This is a genomic window from Pseudoalteromonas sp. OF7H-1 (assembly GCF_022347825.1).
Lineage (GTDB): Bacteria > Pseudomonadota > Gammaproteobacteria > Enterobacterales > Alteromonadaceae > Pseudoalteromonas > Pseudoalteromonas maricaloris.
Genome location: NZ_JAKRFX010000012.1, coordinates 83,740 through 102,689, shown reverse-complemented (window position 1 = coordinate 102,689; position 18,950 = coordinate 83,740). Strand labels below are relative to the sequence as shown.

The 18,950-nt window shown below is 42.8% G+C and carries 15 protein-coding genes, 2 pseudogenes and 1 CRISPR repeat array; of the genes and pseudogenes, 13 read left to right on the top strand and 4 right to left on the bottom strand.

Annotation, left to right across the window (positions count from 1 at the left end; genetic code table 11):
* Positions 1-3: 3 nt before the first annotated feature.
* From corA to MHN30_RS15505, 4 genes are all read right to left on the bottom strand, one after another.
* Entirely contained in the window at positions 4-960 is a 957-nt protein-coding gene (gene corA, locus MHN30_RS15520; protein WP_045988330.1) for a magnesium/cobalt transporter CorA, read from the bottom strand.
* An 85-nt stretch (positions 961-1,045) separates the two neighbouring features.
* Positions 1,046-1,537 (bottom strand): GNAT family N-acetyltransferase, encoded by a 492-nt coding sequence (locus tag MHN30_RS15515; RefSeq protein WP_130165852.1) that lies wholly within the window; start codon positions 1,535-1,537, stop codon positions 1,046-1,048.
* Positions 1,534-2,157 carry a TetR/AcrR family transcriptional regulator gene (locus MHN30_RS15510; RefSeq protein ID WP_045965554.1) on the bottom strand — a complete coding sequence of 208 codons (624 nt, stop codon included), beginning with the start codon at positions 2,155-2,157 and terminating at the stop codon, positions 1,534-1,536. Before MHN30_RS15510 ends, MHN30_RS15515 begins: the two co-directional genes overlap by 4 nt.
* 3 nt (positions 2,158-2,160) lie before the next feature.
* The gene (locus tag MHN30_RS15505) at positions 2,161-3,021 is read right to left on the bottom strand and encodes an alpha/beta fold hydrolase (protein WP_239360259.1); all 861 of its coding nucleotides are present in this window, start codon (positions 3,019-3,021) and stop codon (positions 2,161-2,163) included.
* A gap of 241 nt (positions 3,022-3,262) precedes the next feature.
* On the opposite strand from MHN30_RS15505, the gene MHN30_RS15500 reads away from it, so the two are divergent.
* The 13 genes and pseudogenes from MHN30_RS15500 to MHN30_RS15440 all read left to right on the top strand — a co-directional run bounded on the left by MHN30_RS15500 (position 3,263) and on the right by MHN30_RS15440 (position 18,924).
* Complete coding sequence (locus tag MHN30_RS15500; protein ID WP_239360257.1) at positions 3,263-3,553, top strand: CRISPR-associated endonuclease Cas3''; 291 nt, start codon at positions 3,263-3,265, stop codon at positions 3,551-3,553.
* Positions 3,550-5,820 carry a CRISPR-associated helicase Cas3' gene (cas3, locus tag MHN30_RS15495; protein ID WP_239360255.1) on the top strand — a complete coding sequence of 757 codons (2,271 nt, stop codon included), beginning with the start codon at positions 3,550-3,552 and terminating at the stop codon, positions 5,818-5,820. Before MHN30_RS15500 ends, cas3 begins: the two co-directional genes overlap by 4 nt.
* Positions 5,821-6,184: 364 nt before the next feature.
* Entirely contained in the window at positions 6,185-6,865 is a 681-nt protein-coding gene (gene cas5c / locus MHN30_RS15490; protein ID WP_239360253.1) for a type I-C CRISPR-associated protein Cas5c, read from the top strand.
* Positions 6,862-8,721, top strand: coding sequence for a type I-C CRISPR-associated protein Cas8c/Csd1 (gene cas8c, locus MHN30_RS15485; RefSeq protein WP_239360251.1), 1,860 nt, complete (start codon positions 6,862-6,864; stop codon positions 8,719-8,721). Before cas5c ends, cas8c begins: the two co-directional genes overlap by 4 nt.
* A complete protein-coding gene (gene cas7c, locus MHN30_RS15480) occupies positions 8,718-9,590 on the top strand; it encodes a type I-C CRISPR-associated protein Cas7/Csd2 (RefSeq protein ID WP_343224348.1) in 873 nt (290 codons plus the stop codon). The genes cas8c and cas7c overlap by 4 nt, the downstream gene beginning before the upstream one ends.
* A gap of 64 nt (positions 9,591-9,654) precedes the next feature.
* A complete protein-coding gene (gene cas4, locus MHN30_RS15475) occupies positions 9,655-10,278 on the top strand; it encodes a CRISPR-associated protein Cas4 (protein WP_239360249.1) in 624 nt (207 codons plus the stop codon).
* Positions 10,275-11,306 (top strand): annotated as a pseudogene (gene cas1c / locus MHN30_RS15470) (type I-C CRISPR-associated endonuclease Cas1c). The gene cas4 and the pseudogene cas1c overlap by 4 nt, the downstream one beginning before the upstream one ends.
* Before the next feature lie 12 nt (positions 11,307-11,318).
* A complete protein-coding gene (cas2, locus tag MHN30_RS15465; RefSeq protein ID WP_010603689.1) occupies positions 11,319-11,612 on the top strand; it encodes a CRISPR-associated endonuclease Cas2 in 294 nt (97 codons plus the stop codon).
* A 176-nt stretch (positions 11,613-11,788) separates the two neighbouring features.
* A CRISPR array of direct repeats spans positions 11,789-14,391; the repeat unit is 32 nt; unit sequence GTCGCGCCTCCCGCAGGCGCGTGGATTGAAAC.
* Between the two features lie 317 nt (positions 14,392-14,708).
* Complete coding sequence (locus MHN30_RS15460) at positions 14,709-15,584, top strand: helix-turn-helix transcriptional regulator (RefSeq protein WP_239360247.1); 876 nt, start codon at positions 14,709-14,711, stop codon at positions 15,582-15,584.
* Between the two features lie 271 nt (positions 15,585-15,855).
* Positions 15,856-16,122 (top strand): annotated as a pseudogene (locus MHN30_RS15455) (helix-turn-helix transcriptional regulator); the annotation flags it as partial.
* A 154-nt stretch (positions 16,123-16,276) separates the two neighbouring features.
* The gene (locus MHN30_RS15450; RefSeq protein ID WP_239360243.1) at positions 16,277-16,897 is read left to right on the top strand and encodes a hypothetical protein; all 621 of its coding nucleotides are present in this window, start codon (positions 16,277-16,279) and stop codon (positions 16,895-16,897) included.
* A 247-nt stretch (positions 16,898-17,144) separates the two neighbouring features.
* A complete protein-coding gene (locus MHN30_RS15445) occupies positions 17,145-18,008 on the top strand; it encodes a helix-turn-helix transcriptional regulator (RefSeq protein WP_239360241.1) in 864 nt (287 codons plus the stop codon).
* 46 nt (positions 18,009-18,054) lie between these two features.
* Complete coding sequence (locus MHN30_RS15440; protein ID WP_239360239.1) at positions 18,055-18,924, top strand: helix-turn-helix transcriptional regulator; 870 nt, start codon at positions 18,055-18,057, stop codon at positions 18,922-18,924.
* The last annotated feature ends 26 nt before the right edge of the window (positions 18,925-18,950 follow it).

Genomic DNA, 18,950 nt, shown 5'->3' with positions numbered 1-18,950 from the left:
AGATCACAGCCAACCTTTGTGTTTAAAGAATAAATAAGGCGCAAAACCAGAGAGCAGCATAATAGCAATGGCAAAAGGATAGCCCCATGCCCAGTTTAGCTCTGGCATATTATTAAAATTCATCCCATACACACTGGCAACCACAGTGGGCGGCAAAAATACGACAGAGGCAATGGAAAAGGTTTTAATAATTTGGTTTTGTTCGATATTGATAAAGCCCTGCGTAGAATCCATCAAAAAATTCACCTTATCGAAGAGAAAGGCGCAGTGCGACATTAGCGTTTCGATATCTCGTGTGACTTCACGTAGCGTTTCTCGCTCTTCAGATTGCACCCCCACATGACGCATTAAAAACGAGATATTGCGCTGCGTATCCATCAAACATAAGCGCACTTTACCGTTGGCATCTTCTAGCCTTGAAATACGACTAACGGCTTCTTCTAGATCTGAGTCTTCTTCCTCGAGTACATAGGCACTGAGCTTTTCAAGCTGGTGGTGCATATCCTCAAGCATATCCGCATGGTTTTCGACTTTTTGGTCGAACAAAGTCACTAACAGCTGTTTTGGGTTATCGCACGCCACTTGCCCTTTACGCGCACGCAGTCGCAGCAACCTAAAATCCGCAAGTTCGTCATCACGAATGGTTAATAAGCAGTTTTTTTGTAATAAGCAGGCCACGGTCACCGTATTAAAACGCCCGTCATTGGGAGACATAAACAAAGCGTGTACATGCAGACCTTCGCTGTCGATAAAACAGCGCGAAGAGGCTTCAATTTCCTCTACGTCATCCGCACCAGGAAGGGTAATATTTAGCGTGTTTGCTAGGGCAACTCGCTCTTCCTCAGTGGGATTAATAGTATCTATCCAATGGGCGTTTTTGATTGCTATTTCAATCGGGGTGTCGGTGCTTGGTTCCATTTCGGAAATTACACCGTGTTCAATCGAAAAAAACCTTAGCATCTCATTACTCTACACGACGACTCTTTGGCAAAGTATAAGAGTGAATGTATTAATCAACAATGATAATCCAAGGATTATCCGCAGATTATTCAGCTTGATAGGTGTAGATATTACGCGCCGCAACCGAGTTATTCATGATTGTTGTGTAATTAGCAATCAATTTAAAGCCATGGCGCTGAAATAAATGATTCACTGCTAAGGCATCTACTCGACAACGAGTATGGATAGGTTGGCGAGTAGAGGCTAAGGTGTCTTGTAGTAATTGCTTGCCAACTCCTTTGCCGCGAATATTCGCATCAACCATAAAGTTCGAAATGTACAGGCCTGACGTAAGATCAAAGCGCGCCTTATCTTTAAAATGGGCGATTGGCACTAGCGACAAACTACCTATAAGATGCTTTGTTGAGTCATCAAAAATAACACGCACTTCGCCTTCTTCGATCTCCTTTTCCATAAGCAAGCGAATGGCTGCTTGGTCTATTTCTTCATTGCGTGGCGGCGCTGAAAAGGTCGCGATGTATAGCTCAGTAAGCTGCTCAACAATATCGCAGGTTGGGGTAGAGATTATTTCAATCATGCAGATACGCTCCGTGTTTTTGGATCAGCTTGATAACTTTCAAGTAAGTGCTCAATATTGCGTTTAAACAACTCGCTGGCATGTTCTGTTAGTACCGTATTTTTCGCTATCGCATGGCCTAGATACAAGTTGTATAGCTCGTACGCCGCGCACTGAGCATCAAGCTCAGGATGAAAAATACCGCTTTCTATCCCTTGCCCGATTTTATGCTTGATATAGCTAAATAGTCGATTATGTTGCTCGGTAACCTTGGTATGAATGGGGCTGTCTGTATAGCAATTAAATTCAACCAATGCTTTGATAAACGGGCAAGTTGAATGTGGCTCATTAAATAATTCGCGAGTCCAGTTTGCCCATATAGAAAAGAGCATTTTGAGTTGTACAAGGGGATCTTGGTGCCGTGCAGGTTCTACGACATGCAACATAAATTGATCTTCACAGTAATCGAGGATCGCCAACTGCATATCTTCTTTACTGTCAAAATGCGAGATAAGCCCGCTGCGAGACAAGCCACAAAGCTTGGCCATAGAACCAATAGTGACTTCTATCAAGCCATATTGGCTACTAAAGCGCATACCTTGCTCTAAAATGGTTTGTCTCGTTCTCTCGCCTTTATTCATCACTTATGCAGTTATTCTTTGAGTAATATGTTGAATAACGCCAGTATCGCCTAAAATGCGGCGATGTCCAAGGCCTGAGGTTTGGATTAAACGTTCAGGAGCGGCTGCGATAAGCGACTCTACGTGTTCAAATGGCGCAAATCGGTCCTCGGTATCGTGAATAAATGTCGGCTTAAACTTAAGTACACCGTCGTGGAATTTATCTCGGATCAAATGCCAATGCGTGCCATACCTTGTGGTGATAGCGCCTAACACTTGGTGCAGCATTTTTTCAGAAATGCCCGCTCGCGCAACGCGCTCAAACATCAGCTCAAAAAACTGCACGGGAGTTGCAACATTAATAACCACGCGATTTTCTAGCCGATAATCCGGTAAGTTCATCAGCGCCACAGCGCCCATAGAATGCCCCACCAAAGCCACGATATCATGGCGATCTGCTTCTAGCTTCTCAATCAAAGTATCCAGCGCTTCAACAAAAGCCAGCAAATGTGCTCGCTTACCATGAGATTGCCCATGACCAACATGATCAATTGCCACAACGCAAAATCCCGCTGCAACGAGTTCTGGGATCAAGGTATCAAAGCAACTGCTGTTATCGGCCCAACCATGACTTAATACAACGGTCTTCGGGCCAAGGCCAAACACATTTACATGAACGCGACCAAGCGAGGTCAGAATATTGAGCTCACCATTGGGTTTTTTATTTTTAAACTGATATTGACGCTTACCATGCGGGCTCATCAGTAGTACCTGACCTAACCTCGAAGTAATAGGTGGCGCAAGCGTGCACATAAGCCCTGTGACACCCCGGCTTATCTTGGTAATAAGCGACCCGTCTTTGTCGTTAAAGTAGCTGAATTTCATCCTGACCTCTAAAAAAGAACACTTGTACTTTTATTAAAATAGAACACTTGTACTTTTTTGTAAAGCATAACAATCACCTTTTAATATTGCAGCTGGTTTACCGAGCGATACACCCCCATGTAAGAGCTGGTTTACCGAGCGATCTTTTTTTACCCACAGAATTCACTTGTAACGACACAATTAAGTCGATATGTTCAAAATGTAATAACAATTGATGAATAAATGTAACTAAGGAAGGGTTGTGGATAGTTCAGACTGGTCAAAATGGAACAAATATATCGCTCACCCAGATATTCAACTCGGTAATCATCAAAGCGTTTTGGAGCATTTACTTGGGGTAAGTGCACTAACAGCCAAATTGGCCACAAAGATTGGCTTTGCTGAACAAGGCCGGTTAATTGGTTTGCTGCATGATTTTGGTAAATACAGCACTGAGTTTCAAGAGTACACGCGACTGATTATCACAGAACAAAAGGGTTACAACCCTAATAATGATGAAGGTAACAACATCCGCAAAGGGTATTTTCAATGAGTAAGTATTTCGGACATTCAGGGAATAACGAGGATAAGTCTGACTGGCAGCCATTGAGAGACCATCTATGTCGAGTTGCTTCTGGAGCAGAGCTGAATTCCAAATATTTCAAGGCCGCTAAATTATCGTATCTTGCAGGTCTTTTGCATGATTTGGGTAAATATAGTCCAGAGTTTCAGGCGAGACTAGAAGGTGTTACAAACAAAGTAGATCATGCTACGGCTGGCGCTAAAATTGCCGCGGAACTTTTGCCTTCTCCCTACGGTAATCTGATCGCATATGCTATTGCAGGGCATCATACAGGATTAGCCAATGGCTCTGGTGAGGGAGCAGGACGTCGTGCTCTTAAAGACCGGTTAAACCTGCAATTTGGCAAAGATATACCTGCGCTGGATGGTGAAGCTTGGCAGTCTGAACTTGTCTTGCCACCTATCGAGTCCCTTATTCCTGAAATATCACCAAATCCTAATGCGGATCTGCAAGGTTTCCAATTTGCATTTTTAATTCGAATGATATTTTCGTGTTTAGTTGATTCTGATTTCATTGATACTGATAAATTCTATAAACACCTTGAAGGTAAGCCCTTATTGCGTGGAGATTATCCTCAATTAGCAGAGTTAAAAATACAGTTTGATCAAGCTTTAGCTGACAAGATCAAAAGTACTGACCAAACCCAAACCGTTAATCAACTTCGCAAAAAGATTCTTGATACTGCTCGTATCAAAGCGAAACTTACTTCAGGGTTATTCACTTTAACTGTGCCGACGGGGGGTGGAAAAACCTTTAGTTCAATGGCCTTTGCATTAGATCACGCTCTAGCACATAACATGCGCAGAGTTATTTATGTCATCCCGTTTACCAGTATTATTGAGCAGAATGCCAAAGTGTTTCGTGAAGCATTTGGTGATTTAGGCGAGTCAGCCGTTTTAGAACACCACAGTAATTTTGACGATAGTAAAATAAAGGAGGTAGAAGGAGTTGAGGAAACTCGCGATAAACTAAAACTGGCAATGGAAAACTGGGATATGCCAGTGATTGTGACTACGGCAGTACAGTTTTTTGAGTCCTTGTTTGCTGACCGTCCCTCCCGTTGCCGCAAACTACATAACATCTCGGGCAGTGTGATTATTCTGGACGAAGCACAAACTCTCCCGCTTAAATTTCTCCGCCCAGTAATGGCCGCAATTGATGAGTTGGCGCGCAACTACGGCTGCTCTGTTGTACTGTGCACCGCGACTCAACCGGCACTATGTGAGCCTGATTTTACTCACGGATTTAAAGGTGTCCGCGAAATTGCCCCTGATCCAACCAGACTTTTTGACGAACTAAGTTTGGTGAATGTCTCTCATTTGGGAGAATTAAGTGATGATGAGCTAGTCTCTCGTATTCAAGCTAACAAACAGACTCTTACCATTGTAAATAATCGCCGTCATGCTCAGTCACTTTTCCTAGCACTCAAAGCACAGCAAACAGAAGGGGTTTTTCATTTAACAACCTTGATGTGTGCAGCACACCGAACGGCAACTTTGGATGAGATTCGTAAGCGTTTAAACCCCAAAAAACCTCAGCCATGTCGTGTAATCTCGACGTCGCTCATAGAAGCTGGGGTAGATGTCAGTTTCCCGTGTGTGATGCGAGCTGAAGCTGGCTTAGACTCTATTGCACAAGCGGCAGGCCGCTGTAATCGTGAACGGTTATGGCTAAAAGCGGATAGCCATGTTTGGATTTTCAGATCTCCCGACTGGCCTATTCCACCCGAATTGAAAGGGCTCTCTGCGGATATGCGAGCGGTACTGAGAAAAGGTCATGACAACTTATTAGACCAAATGGCTATCAAAGATTATTTCTCCAATGTTTATTGGCGCAAAGGGGAAGAACTCGATAAGGCAAAAATATTGAGTGTCTGTAAAAATGGCGCAGTGAGATTGGATTTCCCATTTCAGAAAATTGCTAGTGATTTCAGAATGATTGACAGCATTATGTGTCCAGTCTTTATCCCATATAACGAGGAAGCGAGAGAGTTTTTAAAACAACTTGAATCAACGGATGACGTAAGCCGCGTTTTAAGAAAGCTACAGCCCTATATTGTCCAGATCCCACAAAATGGTTTTTACAGCTTGCAATCGGCAAAAGTGATTCAAACAGTTGCACCGCATCGTTTTAAAGAACAGTTTTGGGAGTTAATAAACATGGACATATACGATCCTGAATCGGGGCTCAGTTGGGCTGCTCCTAATTTTATCAAGGCCGAAAATTCAGTTTGGTAATTAATACTAAACATACATAGAAGTAATTTTTTGACAGGTGCTCGTCTGCGTACTACTTTTCCTTAAGGTACTTTGAGGAGAGCTAAAGTGAACAGTCGATGGGTGATTCATCTTAAGAAAGATGAAAACAACAAACAGGTTTTCAAGTTTGGGGGACAATTTTATTTTTCGGTCAAAGTCATTGGCTGGGGAATAAGTATTGTATTGATGACCTTTACTGGCAGTTTGCTCTTCTAAAAGGCTTGTGTCGCACCCTTTGCAGGTGCGTGGATTGAAACTTTGTATGTTTTGTATTTGAGATGTCGCCTCTTTTACAGGGGCGTGGATTATTTTGTGTGGTAAATCAAGCCAAAAGGAGAGCATCATGGCTTATGGCATTAAATTGCATGTATGGGGCGACTATGCGTGCTTTACCCGACCGGAAATGAAGGTGGAACGCGTTTCTTACGATGTTATTACCCCATCGGCTGCAAGGGGAATTTTGGAGGCTATTCATTGGAAGCCCGCCATCTGTTGGGTAATTGATCGTATTCACGTATTGAGACCTGTTCGTTTTGAGTCTATTCGGCGTAATGAACTAGGGAATTGTAAAATATCCGCAGCCAAAGTCAGTGGAGCTATAAAACGAAGAAGTACTCAAGATTTAAGTTTTTTGATTGATGATGGTGATAATCGTCAACAAAGAGCGACGACCTTGCTACGTGATGTCGGGTATGTCATTGAAGCGCATTTTGTACTAAGCGACAAAGCTGGCGAAGAAGATTCTATTGGCAAACACTTGGATATATTCAATCGCCGTGCTCGTAAAGGGCAGTTTTTCCATCAGCCTTGTTTAGGTAACCGTGAATTCCCAGCGTATTTTTCTCTAATTGAGCATGAAGGCGATTTTCCTAAATCAGAATTGTCTACGGCCAATAAAGATCTTGGCTGGATGCTGCATGATATTGATTTTGCAAACGGCGCTGAGCCTAGATTTTTCAGAGCGGAATTAAAGGACGGAATGATAGACGTGCCTGCTTTTAAATCCTCGAAGGTGGTGAAATGATTCTATCTGCCTTAAACCAATACTACGAGCGCCTTAATAATGATGAACAAGGCAAAGTGCCCGCTTTTGGATTTAGTGAAGAAAAAATAAGTTATGTTTTGGTGCTTTCAGAACAAGGCGAGTTAGTTGATCAGGTTCCAAATTTGACTGATGAAAAAAAGCCAAAGCCAAAATTAATGAATGTTCCTCGTCCTGAAAAAAGAACCTCAGGCATAAAACCAAACTTTCTATGGGACAAAACCGCTTATGTATTAGGCATTTCTTTGCCAAAGGATAAAAAAAGCGAAGCGCTTTTTGAATTAAACCTGCCTACTTTTGAAGCCTGTCGAAAATGGCATTTATCGCTGCTAGAACATTCTGAGGACAAGGGGCTAAAAGCCTTAGTGATATTCCTACAAAACTGGCAGCCTGATAACTTTGATGGCTCTATCCTTACTCAAGAGATCTTGGACGCCAATGTCGTTTTCCAATTAGATGGCACCCGTCAATACATTCATGAATCAGCGGAAGCAAAAAGGATTTGGGGCAGTTTGCTGCAATCGGATGATGTTAAACAAGCTATGTGCTTAATTACAGGTGAGCAAGCGCCCATATCTAGGTTACACCCTGCCATTAAAGGGGTTTCAGGTGGGCAGAGCTCCGGCGTTTCGATTGTTTCTTTTAATAAAGAATCGTTTGAATCTTTTGGTAAAGAGCAAGGTGACAATGCGCCGGTATCTGAAAAGGCAGCCTTTGCTTACACCACCGCTTTAAATTACTTGCTACGCAGAGAGAATGATCAGGTCATCAATTTAGGTGACACCAGTGTGGTATTTTGGGCACAGGCAGAGAGTGAGCAAAAAGCTAAGAGTGCGGAAGCATTTTTTATAAAGGGTTTTAACCCACCAATGCCGACCGATGACAGCGAAGTGGCGGCGCTTGGAGCCGAATTAGAAAAACTGGTAAAAGGGCGACCACTAGCAGAAATATCACCGGATCTAGATCCCAATACGCAATTTTTCATCTTAGGATTAGCACCTAATGCTGCCCGTCTTTCTATTCGGTTTTGGTTGCAAACCGACCTTGGGCATATTCAGCGGAGATTTGCTGAACACTTTCAAGATTTGGCTTTAAATCGACAGCCTTGGAAAACAGCGCCGACAGTGTGGCGCATTATTTTGGAACTAATACCTACAAGATACGACTCGGCAGGAAACAAAAAGAAGAAAGATATTAACGATGCACCTGCACATCTGGCGGGTGAGTTAATGCGTTCTATTTTAACGGGGCAGTGCTATCCAAGAGCGATATTGGCGCAATTGTTATCACGCTTCAGGGCTGATGGTGATATTAGTAGGCTGCGGGTCGCGATGGTGAAAGCTGTATTACAAAGAGAGCAAAGATTACTAGGAAAAGAGGACATTGCTATGGAATTAGATGACAAAAACAATCATCCTGCGTATTTACTAGGCAGAATGTTCGCCTTGCTTGAAAACATTCAACGAGAAGCATTAGGGAAAGACATAAATTCGACTATAAAGGACAAGTATTTTGCGGCGGCTTCGACTGTACCTTATTCAGTTTTTCCACGATTGCTAACAGGAAGTAATCATCATTTATCAAAAATTAAGAAGTTGCCAAATGAAAATAAAGAGTCAGGTCATAATAGAAAGTTTGATAATCGCCAATTAGCGGAATACTTCGAAAACGAAATTTCAAAAATTATCATTCACTTCAAAGAAGCACAGTTTCCAAAACATTTTTCAATAGAAGAACAAGGGCGCTTTTCAATTGGCTACTATCAACAAAAATACAAACCCAGTAAAAAGAACATCAGTAACGAAATTGATTCCTACGACTCTCAAGGAACAGAATAATGACTATCCAAAACCGCTATGAATTTGTTTATTTTTTTGATGTAACAAACGGTAACCCAAATGGTGATCCTGATGCAGGGAATATGCCGCGTCTTGACCCTGAATCGAGTAAAGGCTTAGTAACGGATGTGAGTCTTAAACGCAAGATCCGAAACTATATTCAGCTCAGTGAAGAAAATTCACCAGGTTATGACATATACGTGCAGGAAAAGAGTGTTTTAAATCAACAAAATCAAAAGGCGTATGATGCGCTTGAAATTAAATCTGAGCCAAAAAAACTGCCAAAAGATCAAGCTAAGGCAAAAGAAGTAACGGATTGGATGTGTGCTAACTTCTTTGATGTTCGTGCTTTTGGCGCTGTAATGACCACTGAAGTGAACTCAGGACAAGTTCGGGGGCCATTACAGTTGGCATTTGCGAAGTCCATCGATCCGATTATTCCACTGGAAATTTCCATTACACGTATGGCTGTGACCAACGAAAAGGATTTAGAAAAAGAACGCACAATGGGTCGCAAACACATAGTTCCATATGGACTTTATCGCGTGCATGGCTTTGTTTCTGCTAAATTGGCTGAGAAAACAGGCTTCTCTGAAGGAGATTTAGAGAAAGTGTGGAAGGCTTTGGAAATGATGTTCGAGCATGACCACTCTGCGGCCAGAGGTGAAATGGTAGGACGTAGTTTAATTGTGTTTAAGCATGAAAATGCTTTAGGAAATGCCCCAGCACATAAATTGTTTGAGCGTGTTACAGTCGAAAGGGTAAATGGGGAAGAAAGTACTCCAGCTGCAGCATTTTCTGACTACAAAATTAGTTTTAATGCAGATGGGTTGGAATCTTTGGGCGTTGAAGCCAAACAATATTTTTAGCCGATGAGTTAAAGAGTAAGGTCTATGATTAATGGACTTTACTCTGATTTTGGATGTTTAAATCATGGACGAACAAAAGTTAGTCAACATCTCTGCATTACAGCACTTTGCTTTTTGTCAGCGCCAGTGTGCGCTGATCCACCTCGAGCAAGTATGGCAAGAAAATTACCTTACCGCACATGGTCGGCAGTTGCACGAGCGGGTAGACAATGGCGAGCCAGAAACGCGCAAAGGTGTGCGTTTTGAACGTGGCGTAGTAGTTTCTGCGCCACAACTAGGCTTAACAGGCAAACTCGATTTGCTAGAACACCATAAAGCTAGTAATCAATTTATACCCGTTGAATACAAACGGGGTAAGCCAAAAACTAATGATATAGACCAAGTGCAACTCTGTGCGCAAGCACTGTGCATTGAAGAGATGCTTAACGTTGAAGTGAAACAGGGCGCGCTGTGGTATTGGCAAACACGAAAACGTATTGAGATTGAATTTGATCAATCATTACGCGCTCAAACCCATGCACTTATTACGCAAGTGCAGAAACTATTCAAGCTTGGCAAAACTCCATCACCGACAACTGGCAAACACTGTAAAGCTTGCTCACTTATTGATATTTGCCAACCAAATTTAACAGAACATGATGCTTCTAATCGTTACGTAGCAGAATTATTCAACATGGAGGCTGAATGAAAAAACTGCAAAATTCACTTTATATCACCAAAGATGGTGTGTATTTGCATAAACAACGCGAAACCTTGTTGATTGAGCAAAAAGTAGCTGGCGAAAAGCAAAAGTTGATGCAGCTCCCAATCCATTCCATTGGCAGTATATTTTGCTTTGGTAATATCATGGTTTCGCCGCAGCTGCTCGGTTTTTGTGGTGAGAACGGCACACACTTGGCTTTTTTCGATATGCATGGTCGATTTTTAGCAAATGTAGTAGGTAAACAAACTGGTAATGTATTGCTGCGTAGGCAGCAGTTTAATGTCGACGAGTTAACCGCAAACGAACTAGCAAAACATATTGTGGCCGCAAAAATTCGTTCATCACGTATGTTGCTATTACGTTTTAGACGCAATCACATAGCGACAACACAAATCGAAAAAGCCGTAGAGCGCTTAAAACAAATTATTGAGCAACTTAAAGGCGTGACTGCCTACGACACAATTTTAGGGCTAGAAGGTGAAGCCGCATCACATTATTTCGCCGCGTTTGCTGATATGTTTAAAGGTAATGGTAATAAACAGCTATTTGATAAGCGCACGCGCAGGCCACCTAAAGATCCAGTCAATGCCGTGATTTCCTGACTCTATTCAGTGCTTGGGCAAGAAATTAGTGGCGCATTGCAAGGCGTAGGGCTTGATCCACAAGTAGGTTTTTTACATAAAGAACGACCCGGCAGAAACAGTTTAGCACTTGACCTCTTAGAAGAATTTAGAGCCTATATCGTCGATAGTATCGTACTAAAACTCTTTAATAACCAAACTCTAACGATTAAAGACTTTGAAACGGACTGTGTAGGTGGAGTCACAATAAAGGATGATGCGCGTAAGCAAGTGTTTCAAGCATATCAGGCTAAAAAACAAGAAGAGTTAATGCATCCATTTTTAAAAGAGAAAGTGCAAATTGGTTTACTTCCTCATATACAAGCTATGCTATTGGCGCGACACCTGCGAGGAGATCTTGATTATTACCCTCCTTTTGTCATTAAAAAATAAGGAGTTTTATCAATGATGGTATTAGTAACATACGATGTATCATTTACTAGTGAAGATGGACAAAAGCGACTTCGACAATTGGCTAAAGTATGTCTAGATTATGGTATGCGTGTGCAGTATTCAGTATTTGAATGTGAGATAGACTCAACGCAATGGCTGATTTTTAAAGACAAACTTTTGTCTATTTATGATCCTAAAGTAGACAGTCTACGCTTCTATAAGCTTGGCAGAAACTGGCAAAACAAAGTTGAGCACCATGGTGCTAAAGTTGCCCTTGATATATTCAGAGATACCTTAATTTTATAATCGCTAGGGTGTAGTTCTCATGAAAACCCTAGTGATCTAGCGATTTTATAAGTTCTTTAAAAATATAGATAAATTTACTTTTTGACTAAGTATTGCAAGCGAACGGCTTTTGTTTGCATAACGTTAGCGGGAAATAATGCATTATGTTAGTGTAAGCGTGCCTTTGAAATAAGGCAGTCGCGCCTCCCGCAGGCGCGTGGATTGAAACTCGCCAATAGAATTTATAGATCAGTTTGTTTTAAGTCGCGCCTCCCGCAGGCGCGTGGATTGAAACCATTTTGTCTGCGATACTTATTTGCTCATCATCTGTCGCGCCTCCCGCAGGCGCGTGGATTGAAACTTCAACAATGGCGGGGATCTTTGCCCATCGTTTTGTCGCGCCTCCCGCAGGCGCGTGGATTGAAACTGATAGTAAACACTTTGGTTACTTGCCAAATATGTCGCGCCTCCCGCAGGCGCGTGGATTGAAACATTTGGCGCATCAGTAAATTTTTGCACATATTCAGTCGCGCCTCCCGCAGGCGCGTGGATTGAAACTTTTGCCAGATAAAAATAGGACTGGACTCCTATGTCGCGCCTCCCGCAGGCGCGTGGATTGAAACATAGCTGTCTTTGGTCATCTCCATGGAGAAGTAGACGTCGCGCCTCCCGCAGGCGCGTGGATTGAAACGCGTCACGTAAACCATACAACCACATCCAAGTACGTCGCGCCTCCCGCAGGCGCGTGGATTGAAACGGGAAATGATGTGATACCGATCCCTGCAATAACGGTCGCGCCTCCCGCAGGCGCGTGGATTGAAACAGGGCTAACGCAGCAAATGCAACATCTGGGTTTGTCGCGCCTCCCGCAGGCGCGTGGATTGAAACGATATAAACGGCGTCATTTCACAGCTACAGACAACGTCGCGCCTCCCGCAGGCGCGTGGATTGAAACAACTAAAGCATACAAACAAACTATTATCCCTGTAGTCGCGCCTCCCGCAGGCGCGTGGATTGAAACTGCTATAACTGCATTTGTTAGTGTTGTTTTACCTGTCGCGCCTCCCGCAGGCGCGTGGATTGAAACATCCATGATGATGAGTGCGCCACATGGCATCCAAGTCGCGCCTCCCGCAGGCGCGTGGATTGAAACACTAGTGCTCGTAATGCCGCTATCCACAACGGTAGTCGCGCCTCCCGCAGGCGCGTGGATTGAAACTACACAATGAGGCAAATAGCAAAAGCGTATAAAAGTCGCGCCTCCCGCAGGCGCGTGGATTGAAACAATACAATTACGCCGGACCAATTCAAGCCGGACAGTCGCGCCTCCCGCAGGCGCGTGGATTGAAACCTTTTCAGGGTCACATGGTGGCGGGTCTGTTATGTCGCGCCTCCCGCAGGCGCGTGGATTGAAACGAGTGATAGGTAGAACAGCTAAAATAACTTACAGTCGCGCCTCCCGCAGGCGCGTGGATTGAAACGACGGTAAGTATGTAAGGTTTAAATCTTCATCAATGTCGCGCCTCCCGCAGGCGCGTGGATTGAAACCATGATATCAGTGTTGCAGTAGATTGCTGCTGAGTCGCGCCTCCCGCAGGCGCGTGGATTGAAACCCGACCACATAGAGCGATACTTTGCAAAGCTTGGTCGCGCCTCCCGCAGGCGCGTGGATTGAAACTTTTAGGTCTTGCATTATGCTTGCACCATTCTCAAGTCGCGCCTCCCGCAGGCGCGTGGATTGAAACCGTATGAAAGCGCAACAATACCATGACAGATTTTTGTCGCGCCTCCCGCAGGCGCGTGGATTGAAACCAGTACGTTAGCTCTGGTGAAGCACTACAGTCTACGTCGCGCCTCCCGCAGGCGCGTGGATTGAAACAATACTACTACGCAGGGCCAATTCAGGCCGGACAGTCGCGCCTCCCGCAGGCGCGTGGATTGAAACCATGAACAGACGACACCAATTAGCGGAACACCAGTCGCGCCTCCCGCAGGCGCGTGGATTGAAACAATTTAAAGGCGACAAACCAGATATAGAGCCAAACGTCGCGCCTCCCGCAGGCGCGTGGATTGAAACAATGCTGTAGGGGAAGGAGCTATGAATGTCTGTGGTCGCGCCTCCCGCAGGCGCGTGGATTGAAACTAACAAGCGTGATGACGTTCTCAGCGGTATTAAAGTCGCGCCTCCCGCAGGCGCGTGGATTGAAACTAAGCTCATCATCATGAATGATTGCGGCTAGCAAGTCGCGCCTCCCGCAGGCGCGTGGATTGAAACTGGTGTAGCTGCAATTGCTCGATCCATGTCGCTGGTCGCGCCTCCCGCAGGCGCGTGGATTGAAACAAGGAAATTGAATTTAAAGTTTGGCAAGTTATATGTCGCGCCTCCCGCAGGCGCGTGGATTGAAACCGTAACGAAGTCGTAAACATTGACGAACTAGATGTCGCGCCTCCCGCAGGCGCGTGGATTGAAACTCACCCTCACCAAATAGGCGCAGTCGTGATTGCGTCGCGCCTCCCGCAGGCGCGTGGATTGAAACGTAATTTTTTAGATAAAAACACATCAGACGAATTGTCGCGCCTCCCGCAGGCGCGTGGATTGAAACACGGCTGTTCAGGGTGAGCAAGTGGGGGGGAGTTGTCGCGCCTCCCGCAGGCGCGTGGATTGAAACGCTTCACATGCTCTGAGTCTGCAGTATCCCAAACGTCGCGCCTCCCGCAGGTGCGTGGATTGAAACTGAGGAAAGAGAAATGAGCGCAACTGATACTACTTCGCGCCTCCCGCAGGCGTGTGGATTGAAGCTGAGAATGACGTGATACCAATCCCAGCAATAACGTCGAACCTCCGCGTAGGAGCTGGTTTACCCAGCGATCTTTTTAAAACGCCGGCTGCGGATTACTCAGGGCTATGAGGGGTGTACCCTTAATAAGGTTTGTCTTTAAAGAACGGTTAAGCGTGAAAAACGATGAAAATGTTTTAAATTACGTAAAGTTGGTGAAGTATTGAGTGTTTTATTGTTTTTTCATTGCAATTTATCGAGAGAAGCTTGTCTTTATATTTAACTAAATGTAATGTTTGGGTTAATTTCAAGGGAGCTAACGTAAAACAATGGTGGACAGATGCAAACGCCAGAGGAATATGAGGTAAGCCAGCGGATAGGTAGGTTAATACTTGGGTTAAAGCGTACCAGAGGTATGACCCGAGAAGATGTCTGTAAACGTTTAGGTATAGGTTCGCGCACGTTAGACAATTACTTAAACGGGGTGAGCTCATTTAAACTTGGGACATTGTTAAAGTTTGCGGATCTTTGCAAGGTAAAGCTGGCTGATATTTTGGATGATACCGAGGCGCTGAAGCGCTTGTATCCTGAGAATATTAAAGACAAAGGCAATATCTTTTTGCTATTTACAGGCTATTTTGTCGGCGTTATGGTGCTTGAATTTACCTTATTTGCTTTTCTTATTTTATTATTGTTTTATGCGCGTAATGACAAGAATAGCCAAAGCACTGTTGCAATTTTTATATTTGCTTTTTCGTTAGAAATCGTTGTTGCATACTGGTTGAATTATGTCGTCTTCCCAGCTATTGAAAGCTATTACATTGAAAATATCTATGCTTTTGCGACACAACTTTTACTGAGTTTACTGCTTGCGCTAATGATCAAATACAGAATGTTTTTAGGTGCGTGGTTTACCAAAGGGAATTCAGCCAGCATTTTTGAGAAGAACCAAGTAGATGCGCCGCTTTATGCACTCGCATGTACGTTAGCTTTGATTGATTTTGCCGCATTGATGGAAAACTTTATCCGTAACCTAGAGCGTTTAGGTATAGATGAAGAAGTTGCCAAACCATTTTGGGAACTGACCTTTATTTATGATTACTTTGCTTATATTAAGGCCGTGCCTTATCTGCTCTGTATGTTTGTTTTATACGCAGGAATAACAGCGCGCCGTAAGCAGGTTTTAAATAAAGCAAATGCTGCGCCTACACAATAATGTGAATATTTTCACATAAAAATAGAGAAGTCTGTGTGTTTTTAATTATTGATTTTAATGGTCTGCAAAATAACAAATAAGCAAGTTTAGAAAGGGTTGCTTGAATCAATTGATACCAAAAATTCAAATATAATGGTAAGTTTGTTTCTGTTTTGGGTTGTTTTGCGAGTGTGCACCTAAAAATAGTACTGTCATCTACTTGTCTTTATATTTAACTGGATGTAAACTTTTGGTTAACTTGGTTAGGGTGATTGAGAGATATGGTGGGGCGATGCAGACGCCAGAAGAATACGAGGTAAGCCAACGTATCGGCCGACTGATACGTGGGCTAAAGCGCAAAAAAGGGATGACCCGAGAAGAGGTTAGCCGGCGTTTAGGTGTGGGTGACAGGACCCTTGATAACTATTTAAATGGCTCTAGCTCCTTTAAGCTTGGGACATTGCTTCGGTTTGCTGAAATCTGTAAAGTAAAGTTATCAGATATTTTAGAAGATTCAGATAAGCTCTCTGGCCTGTATGGAGAAAAAAGTGAGGAAAAGAACAATGAAGGCTGCACAGAAAAAGCCAATAAAAATAGATCTTAGTCGTTCATTGTGTAAACAGGTTTCTGGAGGTGTTGGGAGTTCTAAAGATGGAGGTCCAAAAGTTGCCAAAGCAGAAACAAAGCAAGCGCCGGTAAACTAGGAGGGAAGTATGAAAAGTTTATTTAAATTAGCTTTTTCGACCAGTGTAGCTGCGGCTGTATTGGTAACAATGGTTAGTGCGCCATTCGTTGAGATTATAATGTCTTTAGCTTTGGTTTTATTGGTATTTCTATCAAAAAATGATGCCAACAGTCAGCTGTTGACACTGTGTTTTGCAGTTGTGTTTATTCTGTCCTCAGTTGCTATGTTAGTTCTCGAGACTTTAATATATCCGGCTGTTGATGATTATTTTATAGGTAATATTTTTGCTTTTTCTATATGTTTATTACTTAGTTTACTGCTACTTTTTTTGCTCAGGCACAGAATGACAGTTGCAGTCTTGCTTACTCGCGGAAAATCAGCGTCAGTCTTTGAGAAAAACTATGCTGAGGGACCCCTATATTTCTTAGTGATAATCTTGGTATCGGTAGACTTTCTTGCATTAATGGAAAACTTTCTGCGTAATTTGGAGAGACTGGGAGTAAGTGAAGAAACAGCTAAGGTGTTTTGGGAAGTAACTTTCTTTTACGATTATTTTGAGTATCTTAAGGGGGTTCCCATGTTGCTGTGTGTTACCCTATTGTACGTTGGGTTAGTGGTTAGAACAAAAAGACAGCCAATCCAAAATTAATTGAAAACCCTAAAACACAGTATCTTTCCGACACTGTGTTTTTATTTTATGCTCTTGTAATAATTAAAGTGAACACAGGTGCTTGACTCTCCTAGTTATGTGTTAATTACAATGTTATGTAGTTTATGCCCATTTAGATCCTATACCACTTTTACATCAATCGACCTGAACATGTACTTGTCTTTATATTAAACAAAATGTAATGTTTGGGTTAATTTGGTGTTTTGGTTAAAGGGAAAGCGGGGCGATGCAAACGCCAGAAGAATACGAAGTAAGCCAGCGCATAGGGCTACTAATAAAAGGTCTAAAGCATAAACGCGGGATGTCACGAGAAGATATATGCTGCCACCTCGGGATTGGCATGCGAACGCTAGACAACTATCTTAATGGCGTTAGTTCCTTCAAGCTTGGTACGTTAATGAAGTTTGCCGATCTCTGCAGAGTTAAACTCGCCGATATTTTGGATGATACCGAAGCGCTCTCACGACTATATCCAGACAATATGAAAGACAAAGGCAGTATTCTTACATTGCTTTTCGGCTTAGGTACAACCGCTATGCTGTTCGAGTCGGTTTTCTTGCTTTTATTAATTGGACTGCTTTGCTATTCATATAAGGACAAAAACAGTCAATGCATGGTCGCAATTTTTGTCACTGCTTATATGTTAACGAATGTAGCTAACTACTGGCTGCATTTTGTTCTTTTTCCCGTGGTTACTAATGCCTTCTATCAAAATATTTGTGCTTTCTCAACTAACTTGTCTTTAAGCTTACTTTTATTCATTTTACTTAAATATAGAATGAAATTTGCTGTATTTATCACGCGAGGCAGGTCTGAAGATGTCTTTGAGAAAAACCCTATCGAGGCACCTCTGTGCTTCCTAGCAATGATGATAGCGCTCATTGATTTTTGCGCATTGATGGAAAATTTTATTCGCAACTTAGAGCATATCGGTATGGATGAAGATTTCGCTAAAACATTCTGGGAATTAACTTTCTTTTATGATTATTACGAATACATTAAAGCCCCGCCGATCTTACTCAGTTTAGTACTCCTCTATGCAGGAATACTCGCACGGAAAAGAAATACGCAGCAGCCCCAAAGCGCGTAATAATAAGTCGATAAGTAAATCACGGAAATAGAAGGATAGCGAGGCGATGCAAACGCCAGAAGAGTACGAAGTAAGCCAGCGCATAGGACTGCTAATAAAAGGTCTAAAGCATAAACGTGGGATGTCTCGAGAAGATATATGTCGCCACCTCGGGATTGGCATGCGAACGCTAGACAACTACCTTAATGGCGTTAGCTCTTTTAAGCTTGGTACGTTAATGAAGTTTGCTGACCTCTGTAGAGTTAAACTCGCTGATATTTTGGATGATACTGAAGCGCTCTCACGACTATATCCAGACAATATGAAGGACAAAGGGAGTATTCTTACGCTTATCTTGGGATCTATTGCTGGGTATTTTCTTATTTTCGAATCTATCGTGTTCCTCCTTCTATTACTTTTGTTTTTTTGCTGTTACAAAGATAAGAATAGTCAAACTATCACAGGCATTTTCCTTTTTATTTTTGCACTTGAGGTCGTTGTCGCATACCTCTTAAGGTTCATTATTTTCCCAGCGGTTGAAAGCTATTTTTTCGAGAATATTTATGCTTTTGGGTTGCAGTTAACTCTTAGCCTCATGTTACTGTTTTTACTTAAACATAGAATGATGATTAGTGTATTTTTAACTCAGGGAAGATCTGCATCTGTATTCGAAAAAAATGGCATAGAAGCCCCAATTTATTTTTTGGCAATGACGTTAGTGCTTATCGATTTTTTGGCCCTCATGGAAAATTTTCTGCGCAACTTGGATCGCTTAGGTATGAGTGAGGAGCTAGCTAAAACTTTTTGGGAGGTTACCTTCTTTTATGATTATTTTGAATATCTCAAGACGATCCCAGCTTTTCTCTGTATCGCTTTACTTTATGTAGGGTTTATCGCGCGAAGAAATGCTCCGCTACAAGTTAGAGCTACACTGTAACTTTAGCAATAACGAATTCAGTATTA

What these genes read in the sequence shown, in the direction of transcription:
- MHN30_RS15440 (WP_239360239.1), top strand. Translation starts at nt 18,055, where the DNA reads ATGCAAACGCCAGAAGAGTACGAAGTAAGCCAGCGCATAGGACTGCTA.
- MHN30_RS15460 (WP_239360247.1), top strand. Translation starts at nt 14,709, where the DNA reads ATGCAAACGCCAGAGGAATATGAGGTAAGCCAGCGGATAGGTAGGTTA.
- cas5c (WP_239360253.1), top strand. Translation starts at nt 6,185, where the DNA reads ATGGCTTATGGCATTAAATTGCATGTATGGGGCGACTATGCGTGCTTT.
- MHN30_RS15450 (WP_239360243.1), top strand. Translation starts at nt 16,277, where the DNA reads ATGAAAAGTTTATTTAAATTAGCTTTTTCGACCAGTGTAGCTGCGGCT.
- MHN30_RS15515 (WP_130165852.1), bottom strand. Translation starts at nt 1,537, where the DNA reads ATGATTGAAATAATCTCTACCCCAACCTGCGATATTGTTGAGCAGCTT.
- cas3 (WP_239360255.1), top strand. Translation starts at nt 3,550, where the DNA reads ATGAGTAAGTATTTCGGACATTCAGGGAATAACGAGGATAAGTCTGAC.
- cas4 (WP_239360249.1), top strand. Translation starts at nt 9,655, where the DNA reads ATGGACGAACAAAAGTTAGTCAACATCTCTGCATTACAGCACTTTGCT.
- cas2 (WP_010603689.1), top strand. Translation starts at nt 11,319, where the DNA reads ATGATGGTATTAGTAACATACGATGTATCATTTACTAGTGAAGATGGA.
- cas8c (WP_239360251.1), top strand. Translation starts at nt 6,862, where the DNA reads ATGATTCTATCTGCCTTAAACCAATACTACGAGCGCCTTAATAATGAT.
- MHN30_RS15445 (WP_239360241.1), top strand. Translation starts at nt 17,145, where the DNA reads ATGCAAACGCCAGAAGAATACGAAGTAAGCCAGCGCATAGGGCTACTA.
- MHN30_RS15505 (WP_239360259.1), bottom strand. Translation starts at nt 3,021, where the DNA reads ATGAAATTCAGCTACTTTAACGACAAAGACGGGTCGCTTATTACCAAG.
- MHN30_RS15510 (WP_045965554.1), bottom strand. Translation starts at nt 2,157, where the DNA reads ATGAATAAAGGCGAGAGAACGAGACAAACCATTTTAGAGCAAGGTATG.
- corA (WP_045988330.1), bottom strand. Translation starts at nt 960, where the DNA reads ATGCTAAGGTTTTTTTCGATTGAACACGGTGTAATTTCCGAAATGGAA.